The organism is Curtobacterium sp. MCBA15_005, from assembly GCF_001864855.1.
In the GTDB taxonomy this organism is placed as follows: domain Bacteria; phylum Actinomycetota; class Actinomycetes; order Actinomycetales; family Microbacteriaceae; genus Curtobacterium; species Curtobacterium flaccumfaciens.
The window spans coordinates 40,074-60,815 of record NZ_MJGL01000017.1; the positions used below are offsets into that span (position 1 = coordinate 40,074).

Sequence of the window (20,742 nt, forward strand, 5' to 3'; positions counted from 1 at the left end):
GTCCCCCGGTCATCGGCGTCGCCGCAAGGCCGCGCGGAGGAACACGAAGTTCCCGATGAGGTAGCGCTTCCAGAGACGGCGCGGTTCGCTCGCGAGCCGGAAGACCCACTCCAGCCCGACACGGGTCATCCACTCCGGAGCCACTGGCTTCGTCCCCGCGATGAAGTCGAACGCCACCCCGACCCCGATCGCGACCTTCCCGAGGTGTTCGGCTATCCGTCGCGTCTCGACGTCCTGCAGCGGTGTGCCGAGCCCGACCCAGATGATGTCCGGATCAGCGGCGACGATCTCGGCGTCCTGCGCGGCGAGCTCGTCGTCGGTCAGCGGCCGGAAGTACGAGCGGTGCGTCCCGACGATCGAGACGCCCGGGTACCGCCGCTCGAGTTCGGCGCGGAGGGATGCCAGCACCTCGTCCGTGTTGCCGAGCAAGAAGTGCCGGAGTCCCAGGCTCCGCCCCCGGTCCATCATGTCCGGGAACAGCGACGGGCCCCTGACCTGCGACAGCGCGCGGCCCGGGAGCACTCTCGACACCCACGTGAGGGGCTTCCCGTCCGGGTAGACGGCAGCCCCGGAGGCGATGAGCCGGTGGTAGTCCTCGTCCTGCGCGGTGAGGGAGATCACGTACGAGTTCGCCAGGTGGACGTCACCGGCACCACCGCTCTGCGCGACCGCCGCGATCTGTTCGATCGCTTCGTCACGGGTCGCGACGATGATCGGCACGCCCGCGATCTCGGTTCGCTCGAACTCGGCAAATGTCAGCATCTCGGTCCTTCATTCATCAGGTGGGTCCCCCACGGGTCGGTGATATACTAACACGTGACATCCATAATGAGAGAGGCGCGAACATGCAGCGACTCGGCCGACTCGCGCTCCCCTTCGCCGCTCAGGCGATGCTGAGCCTGGGCCAGATGGGCATCACGATCGTCGGCACCGTCCGCCTCACTCCCGACGGATGGGGCCGTTTCGCCGTTCTGCTCTCCGTGTTCTTCATGGCGGCCGGCTTCGTACGCGGGTTCGGAGCGCTGCCCGTCGTCATCTACCTGTCAGGCGACCCGGAACGGTCTCGAGCCGCACGCCGCGCTGCGGTGCTGCTCACCCTCGTCGCAGCGGCTCCCGCGTCGATCACGATCGCGGTCGTCGGTCTCGGTCTCGCAACCGCCGCATCCGGACTCGCGCTCGCAGCCGCACTCGTCACGTACGCCCTGTACGACACGACACGATCGGTCGAGATGTCGGCCGTCCGCTACGGCCGCGTCGTCTCGACCGACGCCGTGGTGATGGTGGTCCTGGCTGGACTCTGTGCTGTCGGGCTGTTGCCCGGCGTCGACGCGTCGGTGGCGCTGCCGGTGGCGATGACGATCGCGTACGGAGTGGGTGCCGCAGGACTCGCACTGCGCGGACGCCCGACCCGGTCGTGGAGCGTCCGGGCCTTCCTCGACGAGTACCGGCGGGACATCCCGTTCCTCGCGCTCGACGGAGTCCTGATCGGCACCACGATGAGCGCGGTGGTGATCGCGCTCGGCGCATCGACGTCACTCGCCGTGGCCGGCGCATTCCGGAGCTGCACCACCCTCATCGCGGGACCGTTCCAGATGCTGCAGACAGGACTCTCCCCGACCGTCATCCGCTCGATGCGAGGCCGAGCGCTCGAGGAGCGATCGGCCGATCACCGGGATCCCACTCGAGCTGTGCCGTCGTCCTTCCGCGCACGGATGCGGTCGCTCGCCTTCCCCGCCACGATCGCCGCGAGCGCGATCCTGGCCGGCGCGCTCTGGGGCACGACGGCTGCTGCGGTCGTGCCGTTCGTCCTGAGCGCCATCCACCTGACCGCGCTCTCCGACGCAGTCCCGTTCAGCGTCGTCGCTTGCCTCCTGGTGGCAGCACTGTGGACCAGCACCGTGTTCTCGACGTTCCAGCGCTACCGCCGATCGAACGCCGAGCTCACGATTGTGCGGGTCATCACGCTCGCGTGTTCGCTCGGCATCCTCGTCGCCGTACCGTCGGACATCGCTGTGCCCGTCCGGCTGATCGCCGCGACCGCGCCGTGGGTTGTCTTCCCTGCGCTCCATGCCGTGCTCCGCTGGGCGCCCGTGTCGCGGCGACTCTGACGGGTCCCGAGCCGAGAACGCAGCGGATCCCGGGCGCTCCGCGCGTCGATGCGGACAGCGCGCTCATCAGCGTGCGTCAGGAGTGGACTGCTCCGAGGGCGGACCGGACGATCGCGTCGAGACCGTGACGAGCCCGCCACCCGAGCTGATCGGCTGCGACGGACGGGTCCGCGACGACCGCGGCGGGATCGCCAGCACGAGCTGCGGCGACCCGCAGGGTGCTCGGTCGTCCGAGGGCGCTGCTCACCTCGGCCACGACCTCTCGGACGGACGCCCCCTTGCCCGTGCCGATGTTGACCGGGCCGGCGAAGTCGCTGGCGTCGCGGAGCGTGTCGACCGCAGCGAGGTGCGCCCGTGCGAGGTCTGCGACGTGGATGTAGTCGCGGATGCAGGTGCCGTCCGGGGTGTCATGGTCGTCGCCGTAGACGACCGGTGACTCACCGCGAAGGATCCGATCCACCACGATCGGGATGAGGTTCTTGGCAGCCGTGTCCGCGAGGTCGTCCCATCCGGCGCCGGCGACGTTGAAGTAGCGCAGCGAGATCGCCCGCAGCCCCCAGGCGTGGTGCGCTGCGTCGAGCATCCACTCACCGATCAGCTTCGTCTGGCCGTACGGATTGATCGGCGAACACGGGGTCCGCTCCGTGACGACGACGTCCTGCACATCGCCGTACACGGCAGCCGAGGACGAGAAGACGATTCGGGTGACGCCGACGGACCGCATCGCTTCGAGCAGATGCCCGAGTCCTCCGACGTTGACGCTGTAGTAGCGCTCCGGTTCGTCGACCGATTCCGCGACGTCCTTGAGGGCTGCGAGGTGAATCACCGAGGACACGTCGTGCTCGCGCATGACGTCGATGAGTGCTGACGTAGCGTCGGCGGCCGCGAGGTCGAGTTGGACGACGACGGCTCCGACCCGCGACCTGAGGCCGCTCGAGAAGTCGTCGACCACGACGACCGACTCGCCTCGCTCCTCGAGGAGGCGCACCACGTGCGAGCCGATGTACCCGGCGCCGCCGGTGACGAGGATTGACAAGTTCAGCTCCCAGAGGGTTCGGGGTCGGTGAGGGCGGCGCCGACCGGGCGCGCGACGGTCGAGCTGACACCGTGGGTCATGTGGTCAGACCGCGTCGGCCGCGCCGCTCCTCGGGCACCGGCTCGATCACCGGGGTGTCGCCGTCGTAGTAGGCGTACTTGCCGTAGGACCCACCACCGGCACCGCGCAGCGGCAGCATCTGGCCGACCACGCCGAACGTGACCGCCTTGACCGCGTCGAGCGCCCGGAGTGCCGCGATGACATCCGCCTTGCGGACCTTGCCGGCGGCGGCCACGAAGAGGATGCCGGCGACCGCGCTGAGCACGGCGGCATCGGCGACCAGCAGGACCGGAGGCGCATCGATCACGACGTAGTCGAAGTTGCGCTCCAGGTGTTCCACGGTTGCACGCATCGCAGCGGAGCCGAGCATCTCGCTCGGGTTCGGGGGGATGCGTCCGGACGGGAGCACCGAGAGCGCTTGCTCACCCCACGGCTGCAGGACGTCGGCGATCTCCGCACGTCCGATGAGCAGGTCCGTCAGCCCGGCGTTCCCCTCGATGCCGAGGTAGTCAGCCACACGGGGGCGCCGGAGGTCCGCATCGACGAGGACGACACTCGCTCCGGTCTCGGCAAGGGCGATGGCCAGGTTCGCTGCGACGTAGCTCTTGCCCTCGCCCGGCCCGGAACTGGTCACCACGAACGAGCGGCCAGCGTCGCCGAGACCGACGAACTGCAGACTCGTCCGGAGTCGACGGAAGGCTTCCGACCGTGGGCTCCTCGGGTCGGCGTGGACGATGAGGGGGCGTTTCTGGGCGTCCGGATCGACGAAGATCCCGCCCAGGTAGGGGCGACGCGCGACTGCCTCGATCTGCTCCGCGGTCCTGACCCTCGTGTCCAGGTTCGTCCGGAGCACCGCGATCCCCACCCCGGTCACGAGACCCACCGCGAGGCCGATCGCGAGCATCAGCGGGATCCGTGGAGCACTCGGCGCGCTCGGTACGGTTGCCGGCGCGATCGTCTTCACGGCGATGAGGGACGGCCCGACGCTCGGCTTCTCGAGGTCCTCGGACACGACGCGTGCGAAGGACTCCCCGACGGCGTTCGCGATCTCGGCCGCACGCTTCGCGCTGGTGTCCGTCACGGAGACCTCGAGGAGCACGGTGTTGGCAGGGGACGAAGCGCTGACGAGCGGCGCGAGTTCGGCTGCCGTCATGCGCGGCTCCAGCTCGCGTCCGGCGCGATCGAGGACGATCGGGCTGTTCACGACGTCGACGTAGGTGGAGATCGCTTGTCGCGCGAAGCTCGTCCCCTGGTTCAGATCCGTACTGGCGGCGCCTTCTTGCGCACGGACCGAGACGTAGAGACGGGTCGCCGCGGTGTAGGCGGGTGTCGACGCAGCAGCGAGCGCACCACCGCTGAGGATGCCGAGCAGCGCCGTCGCCGTGATGAGGAGCCAGCTCTTCCGCAGGATCCGGACGTACTCCTGAGCCTCCATCAGGCAACACCTCCGTTGGCACCAGCGGGTTCGACCGTCTCGAACGGGAGCGGCTCGCGGAGCTGGTCGGTCGTGGTGACGCCCTCGCGCCAGTCGGCTATCCGTTGCACCCCGACCACGAGGCGCTGGCGGAGCGTGCTCGCCAGCGCCTGGGTCGCCGAGCGCTCCAGGGGGTCGAGTGCCCGCATTGCAGCATCGACGATCTGCTGCTCCGTCGAGCCCGGAACGACCGTGGGCCGTTCACCCGTGACGCTGAGCCAGAAGTCGTCACACTTCGAGGCGTAGGCGAGCGGCACCGTGGGGACGCCCAGGCCGACCGCGGCGACGGCGCCGTGCAGTCGCTCGGTGAGCATGAGACTGCACCGGCTGATCTCCGAGGTCGTTGCGCGGACGTCGCCGTCGAACCGGTGGATCCGCGACGGGCGGTGCAGTTCGGACTGCAGGGTTCGACAGGCGGCGAGGTCGTTCGGGGACAGCGCGAACAACACGATCTCGGTGTCCGCTCCGGTCATCCTGCACACCGCCGCTGCGACCGACCGCGGGTCGAACCGCGACACCGGATCAGCGCCGACGCTCACACCGACCGGGCCGTCGGCGTCGTGGACGTGTTCGATGCCCGCCACGACCGGGTACAGCAGAGCGGGGTCGCCGACGACCGCAGGACGACCCCAGGCCCGCTCGCACTCCACCGCTGTGAGTGGACCGCGGACACCGAGCAAGATCGATCGGAGCTCCGACCAGCGCCGCCAGTCGTGCCCCTGCAGGCCCAGGGCGAACGTGTCGGTCGACTCAGCCGCCCCGGCTCCGAGTGCGACCACTGCGTCTGCGCGGTACACCCGAGCAGCATCTGCCACGTGCCGTGCCCAGTTCTGGAAGCCGAGCACCGTCCCGCCACCGAGGAGGAGCATCCGCTCGGTACGACCTCCGGTGCGGTACGAGTGGATCGCGCTCCGGACGTCGGCGAGTCGCTCCCGTCGAGTCACCGGCGAGACGGCGTCGATGCCGAGGGCGAGACGCCAGGTCTCGAGGAGGAGTTCATCGCCGTAGTTGCCGTGCCCCGTCCAGCCGAGGTAGACGACCTCGCGCGCTGCGGTTCGTGTGGTCATGTCATTAGTATATCACGTGCGATATCCATAGCGCGCGCCCGATATCATCACGTATGTTTGTATTTTGCATGTAGAATTGCGACATGCCGACGCGACAGCAGCCCTTCCGTCTCATCCAGGCCCTGCGGTACGTCGCAGCCGCCCTCGTGGTGATCGTCCACGCGTGCTACTACTCGGCGGAGCGCTTCGACGAGCACACCCCGCAGCTCGACCGGATCGGCGGACTGGGCGTCTGGCTGTTCTTCGCGATCAGTGGTTTCGTGATGGTGCTCGTCGGCGACGACCTCGGTCAGGCGCCGGGGTCCTGGCACCGGTTCGCCCGGGCGCGGCTCGCGCGGGTCGTCCCGCTCTACTGGCTGATGACCACCATCAAGGTCGCCGCGGTGGTCCTGGCCGGCTCGTTGGTGGTCAACTCGGCCCTCAGCCCGGGCACGGTCCTTGCGTCGTACCTGTTCATCCCCAGTCACGACGAAGCCGGTGCCATCCATCCGCTCTGGGGCGTCGGGTGGACGTTGGTCTTCGAGATGGCGTTCTACGCGCTGATGACGCTCGCCCTGGCCATCCGGATCGACCCGTTGGCACTCTGCGCACCGATCCTCACGCTCGCGGCCGCCGCGTCACTCCTGCGCCCGGCCACCGGGTCAGCATGGTGGTTCTACGCCGATGACGTGACGCTCTACTTCCTCGCCGGCATGGTCATCGCCCGCGGGTGGCGAGCACGACGACCGGTCCTGACCGTCTTGTCGCTCGGCGGCATCGCGGTCTGCATGGGCACCCTGGCCTCGTTGCGAGCCGAGCGGCTCGAGGTCTCGGCGGCCGTCGTCCCGCTCGTGATCTCCGCTGTCGTGTTCTCGGCGGTCTGGCTGGACGATCGGATCGGCCGGTTCGTGCCCCGCTGGGTGATGGCCGGCGGCGCTGCCTCGTACGCGCTGTACCTCGTTCACCCGCTCCTGGCGCCGGTGGTGCCCGCAGCACTCGCCGCCGTGGGCGCGTACTGGGTGCCGTGGTTCGTGGTCGTCACGATCACCGCCGGTGCCATGCTCGCCGTGGCGCCGCTCGCCCACCGCTTCGTCGACCGTCCGCTCACTCGCGGAGCCAGCCGCCTGCTGCTCCCCGGGGCTCGCTCCGGCCGTGGCCGCAGGTCCTCGAGCCGAGCAGTCGCGCGATCAGGACCCCTGGACGCAGCCCGTACCGCAACTCGGGGGACGGTCCGCGGCGGCATGTCTTCAACATCTCACATCCCGGACGGCGCTGCTCCGGAAGGGTGACACCTGTGGAGAACTGCGGAGCTGGACGAGAGCACGCGACGCGGCCCTCCGCGGGGAGACGGACCACTGCCGGGTAGGGTCGTCCCGTGCGATGGAGTCGAGTGAACTGGCCCTCCGTTGGCTACGTCTCCCTCGAGGACTTCGACGGCCAGCGCGAACACGTGACCCGGCTGCTCGAGGACGCCCCGCCGACGATCGCCGCGCTCCTGACGGTCAAGTGGACCGACTCACGGATCGAACGCTGGGTCGTGGAGTCCGCCGACGCCGTCGTCGACCCGGACGCCGACGAGGACGACGTGACGACTCCCGTCGACCTGCCGGGGCACGGTGTGCCGGACCCGGTCGTCGTGCACGCCGACATCGTGGTCCGCAACGACGAGGTGCTCGACACCCCGAGCGGCCTGTGGCGCCGCTGGAACCACGCCAGGGTGTCGCTCCGGCTGCGGGACGCCGTCATCGACCCGCCGGGTGTCGACGCCGCGGCACTGCTCGCCGGTGACGCGCACGTCGCCCGGGGCGAGCTCGAGTACCTGAACGAGCACGACGCCTGGGAACTCCGCCTGCTGATCTCCCCCGTCGGTGAGGTCGCGATCCGGTTCCGGGGCGTCCGGGTGGCGATCCGGAGCGTCGCCGAGTCCGTGTACTCCGGCCTCGAGTCGCGCCCGGCACGCGGCTGGCACGGCCCGGTGCCGGACGGTTGGGTGGAGTGGGCGACCGAGGTGGTGCGTGCCGCGGCCTACGGCGACCTCGGCGGGCTGCACCTGGCCGACGACGCGAGTGACGTCGACGACGTCGACCCCCGCTGGGGCTTCGCCCCGCTGCACGCCGCCGCGTGGTTCGACCACCCCGAGATGCTCGAGGAACTCCTGCGCCGCGGGGCGACACTGCAGCTGGAGGACACCGAGGGGCGGACGCCGCTGACGCTGGCGATCGACCGCGACGCGCGACGGGCGGTCGACGTGCTGGTCGCAGCGGGCGCCGACCTGGAGGCCCGTGACGGCGACGGCAACACCCCGATCGTCCGCGCTGCGTGGGGCGGGCACGCCGCGATCGTGCGTGCCCTCGCCGCCGCGGGTGCGGACACCAGGGCGCGCGGGTCACGGGGCGCGACGCTGCTGATCGCGGCCGTCGACTCCGGCGAGCTCGACACGGTCCGCGTCGTGCTGTCGCTCGACGTCGACCGGGACGCCGCCGACGACGAGGGCTCGACCGCTGCGGACCGCGCGGAGCTGCTCCGCGAGACGGCCGTCGCCGACCTGCTCGCCGCCGCCTGAGCGCTGTCCGCACCACGGCCCGTGGGCCGACCCGTGCCGGACACGACGAAGCGCGGCGGACGGGAGCAGGGCCTCCCGTCCGCCGCGCGCCTGCGGGGTCGACCGTCCTAGACGGTGACCGACTCGAGGGCGTTCGCCTGCGCGACCCGCCCGTACCAGCGGGCGGAGTCCTTCGGCGTGCGCTCGAAGGTCTCGCGGTCCCACGCGACCAACCCGAAGGTCGGGCGGAAACCGGAAGCCCACTCGTAGTTGTCCAGGAGCGACCAGTGCTGGTAGCCGAGGACCTCGATGCCGTCCTCGATGCAGCGGTGGATGCCCTCGAGAGCGCCCTGCGTGTACGCCTGCCGGCGGGGGTCGTCGGCGGTGGCGATGCCGTTCTCGGTGATCATCAGCGGGACACCACCGGAGAGCTCCCACGCGCTGCGGAGCCCGTCGGCCGAGGCCTCGGGGTAGAACTCCCAGCCGGTGAGGGTCGTCTCGACGTCGTCCGCGACGGGCAGGGGCCCGTCCGGACCGATGAACGTGCGGGTGTAAGCCTGCACGCCGAGGAAGTCGTCGCCCGCGGCGTTCTCGAGGTACCAGTCGTCGCGCGGGTACCCGTACTCGCGGAGCATCGCGTCCGCGCCCGGCTCACCGTTGGACTTGAAGGCCTGGGTCGCGACGGTCCACCCTGACTGGAGGCCCGACACCTGTGACAGGACCTCGCGCGACCGCTTGTGGCTGGCCAGCAGGGCGTCGGCGACCCCCAGGTCCGGGTTCGGCAGGCCGAAGGCCACCAGGTTGGCCGCGTCTTCGCCGCCGGCGAGCATGGCCGCGATGTTCGGTTCGTTGATCGTGCAGACGTAGCGGACGCCGTCCTGCACCACGGGGAGCGCGGCCTCGGTGTAGCGGGCGAACAGGTCCGCTGCGTCGGGTGCCCGCCAGAAGCCGTCGCGCTCGAACCAGCGCGGCACGGTGAAGTGCATGAGGGTGACGATCGGCTCGATGCCGAACTCGTGGCAGGCGTCGACCATGCGGCGGTAGTGGTCGACCTCGGCACGGCTGACGAACCCGCGCTCGGGCTCGATGCGGGCCCACTCGATGCTGAACCGGTAGGAGTTCAGCCCGAGCTCGGCCGCGATGCGGATGTCCTCGCGGTACCGGTGGTAGCTGTCCGCCGCGTCACCCGAGGGCTCGACGATGGTGGTGTCCGGCTCGTGCTCGTGCACCCACCAGTTGCTGTTGACGTTGTTGCCCTCGATCTGGTGGGCGGCGGTGGCGGCACCCCAGAGGAAGCCGTCGGGGAACTGCAGCGTGGAGATGATGGTGCCTTTCAGTGCGTGTTCGAGTCAGTGCTGGCTCAGGAATGCGTCGAAGACGGCGACCGTCCCGAGCGGGTTCTCGACCTGGGGACCGTGGTAGCTCGCGGGGATGACGACGTACTCGGCGCCGGTCTGCTCGGCCATCGCCCGCTGCCACGGGATCGGCCAGGCGTTGTCCCACTCGCCGTGGGCGACGAGGACCGGCAGGCCGGTGGCGCGCAGGGCGTCGGACGCGTCGGTGTGGTCCTCGAGGATGTGGCCGCCGGCGACGACGCTGAGCGGGCTCGTCGCGTCGAAGCGGTCACGCACCATCCGGACGTCGTCGGGCAGCTCGTCGTCGGGCCGGTACGCCCAGAGCGGGTTCGTCGAGTCGAACAGCTGCCGGAGGTTCCCGCCGGTGTCGTGCAGGATCGTCAGCTCGGCGACCTTGCGGTAAGGCCACCCGTGCGGCCCGGAGCAGAACTGCACGACGTCGCGGAACGCCGTCGGGTCCTGGAGCGCGGCAGCCCGGACGATCACACCGCCGAGCGAGTGCCCGATCAGGTGCACGGGGGCGCCGTCGTCGAGCAGGCGTGCGACCCGGACGACGTCGGCGGCTTCTTCGTCGAGGGAGTAGTCGCGGGGTTCGGTCGGTGCTGCCGAGTCGGCCTGACCGCGCCGGCTGATCGCGACCGCGGTCCACCCGGCGTCGCGGAGGACGGGCAGGAAGGTCCGCCAGTCCTCCTTCGAGCCGGTGTAGCCGGGGACGATGAGCACGGTGCCCTTCGACACCCCCTCGGGCACGATCCGGTAGGCCGTGAGCCGCCCGACCGGGACGTCGATCCCGACGACGTCGACGCCGTCCGGGGTGGGCAGGTGCCCGAACGGCGGGACCGTCGGGAAGTCGTGCAGGTTCGTCATGCGCGCAGGGTCCTCCGCGGGTTGGGAACAGCGTCGAGGAGGGCGATCGTGTACGGGTCCTGCGGGTCCTGCAGCACCTGGGCGGTGTGACCCCGCTCGACCACGGCGCCCTCGTGGAGCACCATGATGTCGTCCGTGATGAGCCGCGCACTCAGCAGGTCGTGCGTGATGTAGAGGAGCGAGACGCCCCACTGCTCGCGGAGGTCCTCGAGCAGCGCGAGCACACCGGCACGCAGCGTCACGTCGAGCATCGACACCGGCTCGTCGGCGATGATCACCTGCGGGTCGCTCGCGAGCGCCCGGGCGATCACCACGCGCTGCCGCTGCCCGCCGGAGAGCTGGTGCGGGAGCTTCTGCGCGAACTGCTCGACGGGGGTGAGCCCCACCGTCTCGAGCAGCTCGAGCACCCGGCGTCGGGCATCGCGGCCGGTCAGCCCGGTGTAGTTCGCGATCGGCCGGGACAGCGTGTACTCGACGGTGTGCAGCGGGTTGAGCGCCGAGTACGGGTCCTGGAACACCATCTGGACCTCGGAGCGCAGGTCGCGCAGGCCGCGCTTGCCGAGGCGGGCGACGTCGAGGTCCCCGAACCGGACGGTGCCGGTGGTCGGCTTCTCGACGCCGGTGAGCAGCTTCGCGATGGTCGACTTGCCCGAACCGGACTGGCCGACCAGGGCGAGCGACTGCCCGGGCTCCAGGGTGAACGACACGTCGCGCACGGCCTGCACCGGCTGCTCACCGCGGCGGGGAGCCGGGTAGGTCTTCACGATGTGGTCGACGACGATCGGGTTGCGGGCGGCACTGCGCTCGCGGGAGCCGACGGTGCTGAACGACGAGGTCGTCTCCTGCCGCTTCTCGCCGGCCTCGGCACGGAGCGAGCGGTCCGGGAAGCCCGGCAGCGACACCACCTCGGCGCGGGGGTCGGCGTAGTGCGACAGGAGCATCTGCGTGTACTCGTCCTGCGGGTCGCGGAGGATCTCGCGGGAGCCGCCGTCCTCGACGATCCGGCCCTCGTGCATGACGAGGACGCGCTCGGTGGCCTCGAGGACGATGCCGAGGTCGTGGCTGATCAGGATCGCCGTGAAGCCCTCGGTGCGCTGCAGCTCGATGATGGTGTCCATCACGGCGTGCTGCACGAGGACGTCGAGCGCCGTCGTCGGCTCGTCGAACACCATGAGCTGCGGCTCGAGCGAGAGCGCCAGGGCGATGGAGACGCGCTGCCGCATGCCGCCGGAGAGCTCCCCGGGGAACCGGGCGAGCATCGAGGTCGGCAGCTTCACCTTCTCGATGAGCTCCTTCATCCGGGCGTCCCAGCGGTCGCGCGACACGTGGCCGTGCGCCTTGAAGACGTCGATGAAGTGGTTCCGGATGGTGCGCACCGGGTTGAGCGCGTTCATGCCGGACTGCAGCACCATGGCGAAGCCGCCCTGCCGCTGCTGGCGCAGGGCTTCGTCGTCGAGGTCGCGGATGTCCTTGCCCGCGAAGACGATGCTGCCGCCGTTCGTGCGCGCCGGCGGCTTCTGCAGCCGGGTCAGCGCGTAGCCGAGCGTCGACTTGCCGGAACCGGACTCGCCGACCAGGCCGACGAACTCGCCCTTCTGCAGCTGGAACGACACGTGGTCGACGGCCTGGACGGCACTCTGGCCGGCCGACTCGTAGACGACCGACAGGTCGCGGACGTCGAGCAGGACGGAGGCGTCGCCCTGGACGGCACCACCGTCGGACTGGAGGCCCGTGGCGGCGCCGGTGGGCGCCTCCAGGCCGTCTGCCGGGTGCGTTTCTGGCAAGCCGCTCATGCGCGCTTCTCCTTACGGGGCCGTGCGCCGTCGCGCAGCCGCGGGTTGGACACGGCGTCGACGCCGAAGTTGATCAGGGTGAGGCTCATCGCGAGGAGCGCGATGCAGAGACCCGGCGCGAAGAGCAGGATCCACTGCCCGGTGAGGAGCGCGTTCGAGTTCTGCGCCCAGTACAGGATCGTGCCCCAGCTGACGATCGACGAGTCGCCGAGTCCGAGGAACTCGAGGCCCGCTTCGGCGAGGATGGCGCTGGTGGCGGCCCCGAAGAAGCTGCCGACGATGAGGCTCGTCATGTTCGGCAGGATCTCGCGGAACACGATGCGGGTCGCGCCATCACCGGAGAACTGGGCGGCGGTGACGAAGTCCCGACCGCGCAGCGACTGCGTCTGCGAGCGGAGCACGCGAGCGCCCCACGCCCAACCCGTCACGACGATGACCGCGATGATCACCGCGATGCCGCCGTTCTGCAGGTAGGCGGCGATGACGATCATCAGGGGCAGCCCCGGGATGACGAGGAACAGGTTCACGATGAACCCGATGACCTCGGCGATCCAGCCGCGGACGTAGCCCCAGCTGAGGCCGATCGCGACGGCGACGAGCGTGGACAGGATGCCCGCGACCGCGCCGACCATGACCGAGATGCGGGCGCCGTAGATGATCTGGGACAGGACGTCCTCGCCGGCGGCGGTGGTGCCCATCCAGTGGTCGGGCGTCGCGTCGGCGGACCGGGCGAAGCCGTTCTGGCTGGCGCCGTACGGGGCCAGGAGCGGGGCGAAGACCGCGACGAACACGAAGACGCCGAGGATGATGATGCCGATCCGGGCCTTCTTGTTCGACCAGACGACGCCGAACTGGCGGGCGGCGGCGCGCCACTTGGACGGAGCTGCTTGTTCTTCCGTGTCTTGCGTTCGCACGGCGATGGTTGCGTTGTTGGTCATCGACGCGTCCTCGGGTCCAGGACGCCGTACATGACGTCCACGATGAAGTTGGCGATGAGCACCGACACGGTGATCATCAGGAAGAGGGCCTGCATGAGCGGGTAGTCCTGCCCGATCACGGCGTTGAACAGCAGGTAGCCGATGCCCGGGTAGCCGAAGACCTGCTCGACCAGGACGGAACCGCCGACCACGCCACCGAGCGCCAGACCGAAGCCGGTCAGGTTCGGCAGGATCGCGTTGCGGGCCGCGTAGCGGATGGCCACGGTGCGTCCGCGCAGGCCGTTGGCCTCGGCGAAGGTCACGTAGTCGTCACCGAGGGTGTTGATCATCGCGTTGCGCATGCCGATGATCCAGCCGCCGAGGCTCGTCACCAGGATCGTGACCGCCGGCAGCACCGCGTGCTGCAGCGCATCGCCGAAGAAGGCGCCGTTGAGCCCGGGCGTCGTCGTCGCCGAGTAGGCGCCCGTGGTCGGGAACCAGTGCAGCACGTAGCCGAGGAAGAACAGCAGCAGCAGGGCGGTCCAGAAGTACGGGAACGTCGACATGAAGCTGCCCGACAGGGTGGGCAGCGAGTCGAGCCAGGTGCCGCGCTTCCACGCCGCCGCGACACCGATCAGGGTGCCGAGGACGAACGCCAGGATCGTGACGACCCCGACCAGGATCAGCGTGTACGGCAGGGCCTTCGACACGAGGTCACCGACGGGCTGCGGGTAGAACGTGTAGCTGACCCCGAAGTCGAGCGTGACGACCTGGTGCAGGTAGCTGACGTACTGGTCCCAGAGGTTGCCGGTCGGCACCCCGAGCTGGGCTTCGACGGCTTTCTTGGTGGCCTCGGTGACGGGGCCGTTCCGGCTGAGCTTCGCCAGGGCGGCGTCCGACGGGCTGCCCGGCATGAGACGCGGAAGCAGGAAGTTCAGCGTGACCGCGGCCCAGAGGGTCAGGACGAAGAGGACGAGTTTCTGGAGGATGTACTTCACTTCTGGTCCTCCTGCTGCGCAGCCTTCTGCTCCTGCAGGATCTGCTTGCCCGCGGCGCTGTCGCGCAGCCGGAGCTTCGTGAAGATGAGCAGCGGTGCCGAGTCGTAGTTCTGCGGTGCCATGTAGGGGTCCTTCGCGCTCGGCCAGCCGACGAACTTGCCGGTGTTGAACAGGCCCCAGAGTCCGCCGTAGTACATGCCGATGACGGGGAGCTCGTCGTAGACGGTCTGCTGCAGCTGGTCGAGGATCTCCTGCTGCTTCGCGGTGTCCGTCGTCGCCTTGTACTCGTCGAGGAGCTTCTGGGTGTCGGCGTTCTTGTACCGCTCGTAGTTGTTGACGGTCGACTTGCCGACCGGCTGGTAGAACTCGCTGCTGAGCAGGGAGTTGAACGCCTGGTAGACGTCACCGTTGCCCATGCCGCCCATCGCCATGTCGAACTCGCCGTTGTTGATCGACTGCTGGTACCCGGCGGGCTGTGGTGCGCTGATCGTCACGTCGACGCCGATCGCGGCGAGGTTCTTGCGGACCTCCTGCGCCGCGCGGAGCCAGTCGGAGTAGCCGTTGGCCGTGGTGATCGTGATCGACAGCTGCTTGCCGTCCTTGACGAGCTTCCCGCCCTGTTCCACGTACCCGGACTTCGCGAAGTTCGCCTTCGCGGCCTTGAGGTCCTGGGTGATCATCCCCTGGTCGGGGATGTCCGGGTTGAGGTACCGCTCCTGGTTCGGCAGGATCAGGCCGGTCTGACCCGCTGCCGACAGGTTGCCCTCGGACGCGGTCTCGGCGATGGCGTCACGGTCCAGCGCGAGCGAGATGCCCCGGCGGACGTTGACGTCGTTGTACGGCGCCTTCGTGAGGTTCGGGATGAGGCCGATCACACCGCCGGCCGGGAACCACCAGTCGTTCGTCTTCGACGCGGCACCCCAGGTGCCCTTGACGTCCGAGATGAACGAGTACGCCCAGTCGTAGCCGCGGGTGACGGTGTCGAGCTGCGTGTTCGTCGCCGGCAGGATGAGGTGCTTGATGGCGATCTTGTCGGCCTGCCAGTACTTCGGGTTCTTGTCCATCGAGTACTGCTGGTCGGTGTAGTTGCCGAGCACGAAGGGCCCGGTGCCGACCGGGTTCGGGTCGCGCCAGGTCGTCGGGTCCTTCACGCCGCTCCAGTGGTCCTCACCGAGGATGTACGTCTGCCCGATGATCGTCAGGCTCGGGACGTCCTCGCTCTTGAGGTGGAAGACGACGTGGTCACCGTCCTGCTCGATGCTCCCGATGTGCTGCCAGGCCCCCTTGACGTCCATGGCGGGGAACTTCTTGAGCAGGTCGAAGGTGAAGACGACGTCCTTCGCGCTGAACGGCGAACCGTCGGACCACTCGACACCCGAGCGGATCGTCATGTCGATCGTCTTCGCATCGGGCTGGCTCCACGCGCTGGCGAGCCACGGGTTGCGCTTGCCGTCGAGGGGGTTCACCTCGATGAGGGGCTCGTACATCCACTTGGAGGCTGTCCGGGCGTTGGTGATGTACGGGTTGAAGTTGCGGTCGAACAGCGGGTTGCCGCGGTCCGCGTTGATGAGCATCGTGTCCTTGCCGATGGTGGGATCGGGTTCGGAGCGGACCTGGATGCTGCAGCCGGTGGCCACGAGGGCCACTGCGGCGAGGCCGGCGATGGCCGCGACGAGGCGGCCTCGGCGGCGGGGGCCTGGGTCACGCGTGCCGCGCGTGCGCTGTGGGGGAAGCGTCATTGCTCGGTCGACCTCCATGTCGAGTCGGTACGTGCTCAATGTATGCGCTTACATCGCGGCGTGCAAGCGCGGGTGTTGTTTCGCGGGGCGGCACCGTGCGAGGTGCCGTCGGCGAGGGGCGTCGCACGGTGCGAGGGGCGTCGCGCATGGTGCGAGGTTCCGTCCGTGGTGCGAGATCGCGAGGCTCGCACCGAACACGGAAGCTCGCACCACACGCCCCTCGCACGGTGCGAGCCGCCGCACGCCTACAGCGCGGGCGGGCAGCTCTCGCGCAGCAGCACCTCGACGGGCAGGCGCACGGCGCGCGGCGGCCCCTCGCGGCGCTCCAGCCGGTCCACGATCGCCAGGACGGCAGCACGGCCGAGCGCCCCCATCGGCTGGTGCACGGTCGTCAGGCGCGGTGACGAGAACCGACCGGCGTCGATGCCGTCGAACCCCGTCACGACGAGGTCCTCGGGCACGCGGAGCCCCCGCGCAGCGGCGGCGTCGAGCACCCCGAGCGCGGACTGGTCGTTCGAGCAGACGACGGCTCGTGGGACGTCGTCGGCGAGCAGCGACACCGCGAGCTCCCGCGCCCGAGCCCGCCCGAAGTCGCCGTGCACGGTGCGCACCGTCGAGGCCGGCACCCCGTGGTCGGCCAGCGCCGCGCGGAACCCCGCCGAGCGCTCCATGTCGTCGGGCGAGTCGATGGGCCCCGCGACGTACGCGAGGGACCGGATCCCCAGGCGGCCGATGACGTGCGACGCCAGGGTCCGCATGCCCGCGGCGTTGTCCACGCTCACCGAGTCGAACCCGTGCGAGCGCCGGTCGTCGGCGAGCACCACCACCGGGATGCGTCGGGCGACGTGCTCGAGCAGGTCGTCGGGCACGGTCTGTGCCAGCACGGCCAGCCCGTCGACCCGGCCGGCGACGTCGTTCACGATGACGTCGCGCGACGACCCCCGCCCGGCGGCGACCATGAGCGCGAGCCCCCGCTGCCAGGCCTCGGTCTCGGCACCGCGCAGGACCTCGTCGAAGTACAGGTTGGACGAGAACGGCTGCGTCACGTGCCGCCGGTCGTCGACCACGCGGACGCCGCCGTCGGTGACCAGGTCCGGCCGCTCGTCGGGCACCACGTCGAACCCGGGCAACAGCAGTCCGACGACGCCGGTGCGCTTGCCGGCGAGGGCCCGGGCGTTGCCGGACGGGACGTACCCGAGGCTCCGGATCGCCGCCTGCACGCGGTCCCGGGTGCCCTCGCGGACGGCGTCGGGCGTGCGGAGCACGCGCGAGACGGTGGCGATGGAGACGCCGGCTGCAGACGCGACGTCGTAGACCGTGGGAGGTGCGGTGCGCTGGTCGGCCAACCCGTGCCTCCCCTTCGACGTCCGCTGGTGCCGCGCCTCGCGCTGTGCGGCCGGACCATCCTAGGCATGCCGTGTCCCGGGAGTTCTCCACACGGTGCCGGAAACGCTTGCGGGACCGCGGGGGTCGCGCGACACTGTTCCGACCTCAGTACGTCCCGTGAGGAAGCGCACCAGCGGGCCGCGTGCCCGCACCGATCAGGTTGCCCACACGCAGGGGAAGGACACGACATGTCACAGTCGACACGTTCCGGGAGCAAGCTCGCACTCCGCGCGAGCCACGACGAGGCCGAGGTGCGCGACGCGCTGCTCGAACGCACGGATTCGATCCGCACGTTCGACGATCTCGACGCGCCGCAGGAGACGACGGACCTGCGCTAGCGGCTCGCGCCCGGCCTCCCCCCGGACACGGCCAGGAGGCCCGGGTAGGCGCCCGCAGACCGCTCACGTCCGCGGACACTCAGCGCTCGGTCGCGCCCACGATCGTCATGCCCGCTCCACGCAGGCGTCGGCGCTCCTGCGCGATCCAGCTGAGCAGCCGGTCGTTCGTACCGGCGACGTGGGCGGCCACGAGTTCCGCTGCGCGGTCGGCGTCACCGTCGCGGACGGCGTCGATGATGGCGCTGTGCTCGTCCCACGCGGCGTCGCGCGCCTCGGGCGTGCGGACCTCGATCCAACGCGTGCGCTCGAGCCGTGTCAGGGCGTCGGCGATGGCGTCGGTGACGAACCGGTTGCCCCCGAGCGCGGCGAGGTCGAGGTGGAACGTCGACCCCATCCGGATGCCGGCCTGCTGGTCGGGGGTAGGCCGGAGCGCGTCGAGGTGCCCGCGGACCTCCGCCAACTGCTCGGGGGTGGCGCGCTGGACGGCCAGCCGAACGGCAGCGGGCTCGAGGATGCCGCGGAGTTCGGCGAGCGAGGCGATCTCGTCGAGGTCGATCGGGGTGACCGTCCACGAACGACCCTCGTGCAGGATGAGCCCCTCGCGCTCGAGCCGCGACAGTGCGGCGCGGACCGGCGTGCGCGAGGCGTGGAACCGCGCCTCGAGCCCCCGCTCCGAGATGCGCTCCCCCGGTGCGATGTCGAGGGTCAGGATGGCCGCGCGCAGGTTGTCGTAGAGCTGGGCCGTCTGCGACACGGGCGCGGCGTCGGTCGTGTCGGTCACGGCGGACAAGCCTAGCGGCGTGACGGCGGGAATGGTATACCGTTCTGGTATACCAATCCGTTCCGCCATGGAACGACGACGTACGGCCGAGACGACCCATGCCCACGACAGAGGCCCCGCAGCGATCCACCACGACGCCGCCGGTCTCCGCCCGCGCCTGGACGATGCTCGCCCTCGGGGTCGCGGCCCAGGCGGCGGGAACGCTCGTCGTGTCCGCCCCGGCGCTCCTCATCCCCCACCTGCTCACCCGCGGCACGTCCCTGCCGGTCGCCGGGGTCCTCGCCGCCGCCCCGACCTTCGGCATGGTCCTGACGCTCATCGCCTGGGGCGCGATCACCGACCGGTTCGGCGAGCGCGTCGTCATCGCCGGCGGGCTCGTGCTCACCACGCTGGCCGTGGTCGCCGCCTGGCTGGCTGCGGGCGACCCGGTGCTGCTCGGGTTGGCGTTCCTGGCCGCCGGCATGACGAGTGCCTCGACGAACGCCGCGAGCGGCCGGGTCGTGGTGGGGTGGTTCCCGAAGGAGCGCCGGGGACTCGCGATGGGCATCCGGCAGATGTCGCAACCGCTCGGGGTGACGCTCGCGGCGGTCACGGTGCCGCAGCTCGCCGAGGGCTCCGGGATCCGTGCGGCCCTGGTCCTGCCGATCGTGCTGTGCGCGGTGCTCGCCGTGTGCTGCGCGATCGGGATCACCGACCCGCCACGACCTGCCCGGACCACGGTGGCGACGACGGCGACCGCGAACCCCTACCGGTCGAGCGGGTTCCTGTGGCGGGTGCACGCGGTGTCGGTCCTGCTCGTGGTGCCGCAGTTCACCCTGTCGACGTACGGGCTCGTCTGGCTCGTGGGCCTCGGCTGGTCGACGCCGGCGGCCGGGCTGCTCGTCGGCGCCGCGCAGTTCGTCGGGGCGATCGGCCGGATCCTGGTCGGTGGCTGGAGCGACCGGGCCGGGTCGCGCGTCGGGCCCCTGCGGATCGTCGCGGTGAGCGCCGCGGTGGTGATGGCGGTGCTCGCGGTCGTCGACGCGACGCACCTGGCCGGGGCTGCGGTGTTCCTGGTGCTCGCGACGAGCGTGACGGTCGCCGACAACGGGCTGGCCTACACGTCGGTCGCCGAGGCGGCGGGACCGTTCTGGTCGGGCCGCGCGCTCGGGGCGCAGAACACCGGGCAGTTCGTCGCGGCGAGCGCCGTCGGTCCGGGCATCGGGGCGCTGGTCGGTGCGCTCGGGTTCGCGGCGTCGTTCGGCATCGTGGCGGTGCTCCCGCTGCTGGCGGTCCCGCTGGTGCCCCGCCGCGACCGCTCGCACGACTGACCGTTCGCGCGACCGACCGCGGACGACCCCGTCAGCCTGCGCCGCCCGTCGCGCCCGTCACCCCTGTTCGTGGTCGGCGCGCTCGGGGTCGTCCTGGGAGTCCCGGCGGCGGTCCTGCATGAGCTCCTTCGTCCGGAGCAGGCGCAGCGCCGTCACGAGCACCAGCCCACCGAGGACGTTGAACAGCAGCGTGTACCCGAGCCAGCCGAGCCACTGCCCGTAGGTGATGTCCGCGCCCGACTGGATCGCCCCGAAGACGAGCAGCGAGTCGAGGATCGAGTGGAAGAGCTGCAGCCCGGCGAGCAGGAAGCCTCCGGCGACGGCGGCGACGAGTTTCGCGGGGTCCGAGTCGGTGCCCTGCTGCATCCGCGTCATCAGGGTGATGGTGCTGCCGCCCAGGACCGCCAGCACGATGCTCTGCAGTCCGAACGGCGCGTCGACGTAGTGGTGCGCCGACTCCGAGAGCGTGGCGTGCCACTGCGGGAACGCCTGGACGACGAGCCACATGAACACCCATCCCCCGGCCAGGTTCGCCACGAGGGTGCCGCCCCACAGTCGCACGAGCTGCAGCACGGTCCCCTCGCGGGCGACCACGGCCGCGACCGGCATCAGGAAGTTCTCGGTGAAGAGTTCGCTGTGCGCCAGGTGCAGCGCGATGAAGCCGATGCCGAAGGCCAGCCCGGCGAGCAGGTGGCTGTCGGTCTCGGTGAGCACGGCGAGGTACGCCATCACCCCGAGACCGACCTCGAGGCCGCCGAAGAACCCCGTGACGAGGACGGCCCGGGTCGTCCGTTGCAGCCGCTCCGCGCCCTCCTCGATGGTCGCGTCGAAGGACTCCGCGAGTTCGTCCTCAACGGGGGCGTCGCTGGTGCCGAGCTCACGTCGGCGGTCGTCGGTCATGGCCGGGACGCTATACGCGGCCCTCGTGGCGGCCCGCAGGATCGCGCCGAGACGGACGGGAGGCCCGGTACCAGCTGGCACCGGGCCTCCCG

General features: G+C 70.4%; 18 protein-coding genes. 5 read left to right on the forward strand and 13 right to left on the reverse strand.

Annotated elements, in window-relative coordinates:
- Positions 1–9 precede the first annotated feature (9 nt).
- A complete protein-coding gene (locus BIU89_RS09635) occupies positions 10–762 on the reverse strand; it encodes a WecB/TagA/CpsF family glycosyltransferase (RefSeq protein WP_071246141.1) in 753 nt (250 codons plus the stop codon).
- Between the two features lie 83 nt (positions 763–845).
- Here BIU89_RS09635 and BIU89_RS09640 point away from each other — a divergent pair, with 83 nt between their 5' ends.
- Positions 846–2,108, forward strand: a complete 1,263-nt coding sequence (locus BIU89_RS09640; RefSeq protein ID WP_071246143.1) for a hypothetical protein — start codon at positions 846–848, stop codon at positions 2,106–2,108.
- A 76-nt stretch (positions 2,109–2,184) separates the two neighbouring features.
- On the opposite strand, the gene galE is transcribed toward BIU89_RS09640, so the two are convergent.
- The 3 genes from galE to BIU89_RS09655 form a co-directional block, all read right to left on the reverse strand.
- A complete protein-coding gene (galE, locus tag BIU89_RS09645) occupies positions 2,185–3,144 on the reverse strand; it encodes a UDP-glucose 4-epimerase GalE (RefSeq protein WP_071246145.1) in 960 nt (319 codons plus the stop codon).
- A gap of 76 nt (positions 3,145–3,220) precedes the next feature.
- A complete protein-coding gene (locus BIU89_RS09650) occupies positions 3,221–4,639 on the reverse strand; it encodes a polysaccharide biosynthesis tyrosine autokinase (protein ID WP_071246147.1) in 1,419 nt (472 codons plus the stop codon).
- Positions 4,639–5,745 (reverse strand): polysaccharide pyruvyl transferase family protein, encoded by a 1,107-nt coding sequence (locus BIU89_RS09655; protein ID WP_071246149.1) that lies wholly within the window; start codon positions 5,743–5,745, stop codon positions 4,639–4,641. Before BIU89_RS09655 ends, BIU89_RS09650 begins: the two co-directional genes overlap by 1 nt.
- A gap of 83 nt (positions 5,746–5,828) precedes the next feature.
- On the opposite strand from BIU89_RS09655, the gene BIU89_RS09660 reads away from it, so the two are divergent.
- Together BIU89_RS09660 and BIU89_RS09665 are read left to right on the forward strand one after the other, a co-directional pair.
- Positions 5,829–7,013: an acyltransferase family protein gene (locus tag BIU89_RS09660; RefSeq protein WP_071246151.1), complete on the forward strand. Its 1,185-nt coding sequence runs from the start codon at positions 5,829–5,831 to the stop codon at positions 7,011–7,013.
- 86 nt (positions 7,014–7,099) lie between these two features.
- Positions 7,100–8,287: an ankyrin repeat domain-containing protein gene (locus BIU89_RS09665; protein WP_083404291.1), complete on the forward strand. Its 1,188-nt coding sequence runs from the start codon at positions 7,100–7,102 to the stop codon at positions 8,285–8,287.
- A gap of 107 nt (positions 8,288–8,394) precedes the next feature.
- Here BIU89_RS09665 and BIU89_RS09670 read toward each other — a convergent pair whose 3' ends face one another.
- The 7 genes from BIU89_RS09670 to BIU89_RS09700 all read right to left on the reverse strand — a co-directional run bounded on the left by BIU89_RS09670 (position 8,395) and on the right by BIU89_RS09700 (position 17,281).
- Entirely contained in the window at positions 8,395–9,591 is a 1,197-nt protein-coding gene (locus tag BIU89_RS09670; RefSeq protein WP_139178934.1) for a glycoside hydrolase family 1 protein, read from the reverse strand.
- Positions 9,592–9,615: 24 nt separating this feature from the next.
- Positions 9,616–10,488 (reverse strand): alpha/beta fold hydrolase, encoded by an 873-nt coding sequence (locus tag BIU89_RS09675; protein WP_071246157.1) that lies wholly within the window; start codon positions 10,486–10,488, stop codon positions 9,616–9,618.
- Positions 10,485–12,281: an ABC transporter ATP-binding protein gene (locus BIU89_RS09680; protein ID WP_027464905.1), complete on the reverse strand. Its 1,797-nt coding sequence runs from the start codon at positions 12,279–12,281 to the stop codon at positions 10,485–10,487. Before BIU89_RS09680 ends, BIU89_RS09675 begins: the two co-directional genes overlap by 4 nt.
- The gene (locus tag BIU89_RS09685) at positions 12,278–13,219 is read right to left on the reverse strand and encodes an ABC transporter permease (RefSeq protein ID WP_027464906.1); all 942 of its coding nucleotides are present in this window, start codon (positions 13,217–13,219) and stop codon (positions 12,278–12,280) included. The genes BIU89_RS09680 and BIU89_RS09685 overlap by 4 nt, the downstream gene beginning before the upstream one ends.
- Positions 13,216–14,196: an ABC transporter permease gene (locus BIU89_RS09690; protein WP_071246159.1), complete on the reverse strand. Its 981-nt coding sequence runs from the start codon at positions 14,194–14,196 to the stop codon at positions 13,216–13,218. Before BIU89_RS09690 ends, BIU89_RS09685 begins: the two co-directional genes overlap by 4 nt.
- Positions 14,193–15,974, reverse strand: a complete 1,782-nt coding sequence (locus tag BIU89_RS09695) for an ABC transporter substrate-binding protein (RefSeq protein WP_254791578.1) — start codon at positions 15,972–15,974, stop codon at positions 14,193–14,195. Before BIU89_RS09695 ends, BIU89_RS09690 begins: the two co-directional genes overlap by 4 nt.
- Before the next feature lie 206 nt (positions 15,975–16,180).
- Positions 16,181–17,281, reverse strand: coding sequence for a LacI family DNA-binding transcriptional regulator (locus tag BIU89_RS09700; RefSeq protein WP_071246163.1), 1,101 nt, complete (start codon positions 17,279–17,281; stop codon positions 16,181–16,183).
- A 228-nt stretch (positions 17,282–17,509) separates the two neighbouring features.
- Between BIU89_RS09700 and BIU89_RS18500 the strand changes: the two genes are divergently transcribed.
- Positions 17,510–17,659 carry a hypothetical protein gene (locus BIU89_RS18500; protein ID WP_155896754.1) on the forward strand — a complete coding sequence of 50 codons (150 nt, stop codon included), beginning with the start codon at positions 17,510–17,512 and terminating at the stop codon, positions 17,657–17,659.
- Positions 17,660–17,738: 79 nt separating this feature from the next.
- Here the strand turns inward: BIU89_RS18500 and BIU89_RS09705 are convergent, their stop codons facing one another.
- Positions 17,739–18,440, reverse strand: a complete 702-nt coding sequence (locus BIU89_RS09705) for a GntR family transcriptional regulator (protein ID WP_232536575.1) — start codon at positions 18,438–18,440, stop codon at positions 17,739–17,741.
- 98 nt (positions 18,441–18,538) lie between these two features.
- Between BIU89_RS09705 and BIU89_RS09710 the strand changes: the two genes are divergently transcribed.
- Positions 18,539–19,750 carry an MFS transporter gene (locus BIU89_RS09710; RefSeq protein WP_071246165.1) on the forward strand — a complete coding sequence of 404 codons (1,212 nt, stop codon included), beginning with the start codon at positions 18,539–18,541 and terminating at the stop codon, positions 19,748–19,750.
- A gap of 57 nt (positions 19,751–19,807) precedes the next feature.
- Here the strand turns inward: BIU89_RS09710 and BIU89_RS09715 are convergent, their stop codons facing one another.
- A complete protein-coding gene (locus BIU89_RS09715) occupies positions 19,808–20,650 on the reverse strand; it encodes a formate/nitrite transporter family protein (RefSeq protein WP_071246167.1) in 843 nt (280 codons plus the stop codon).
- Positions 20,651–20,742 lie beyond the last annotated feature (92 nt).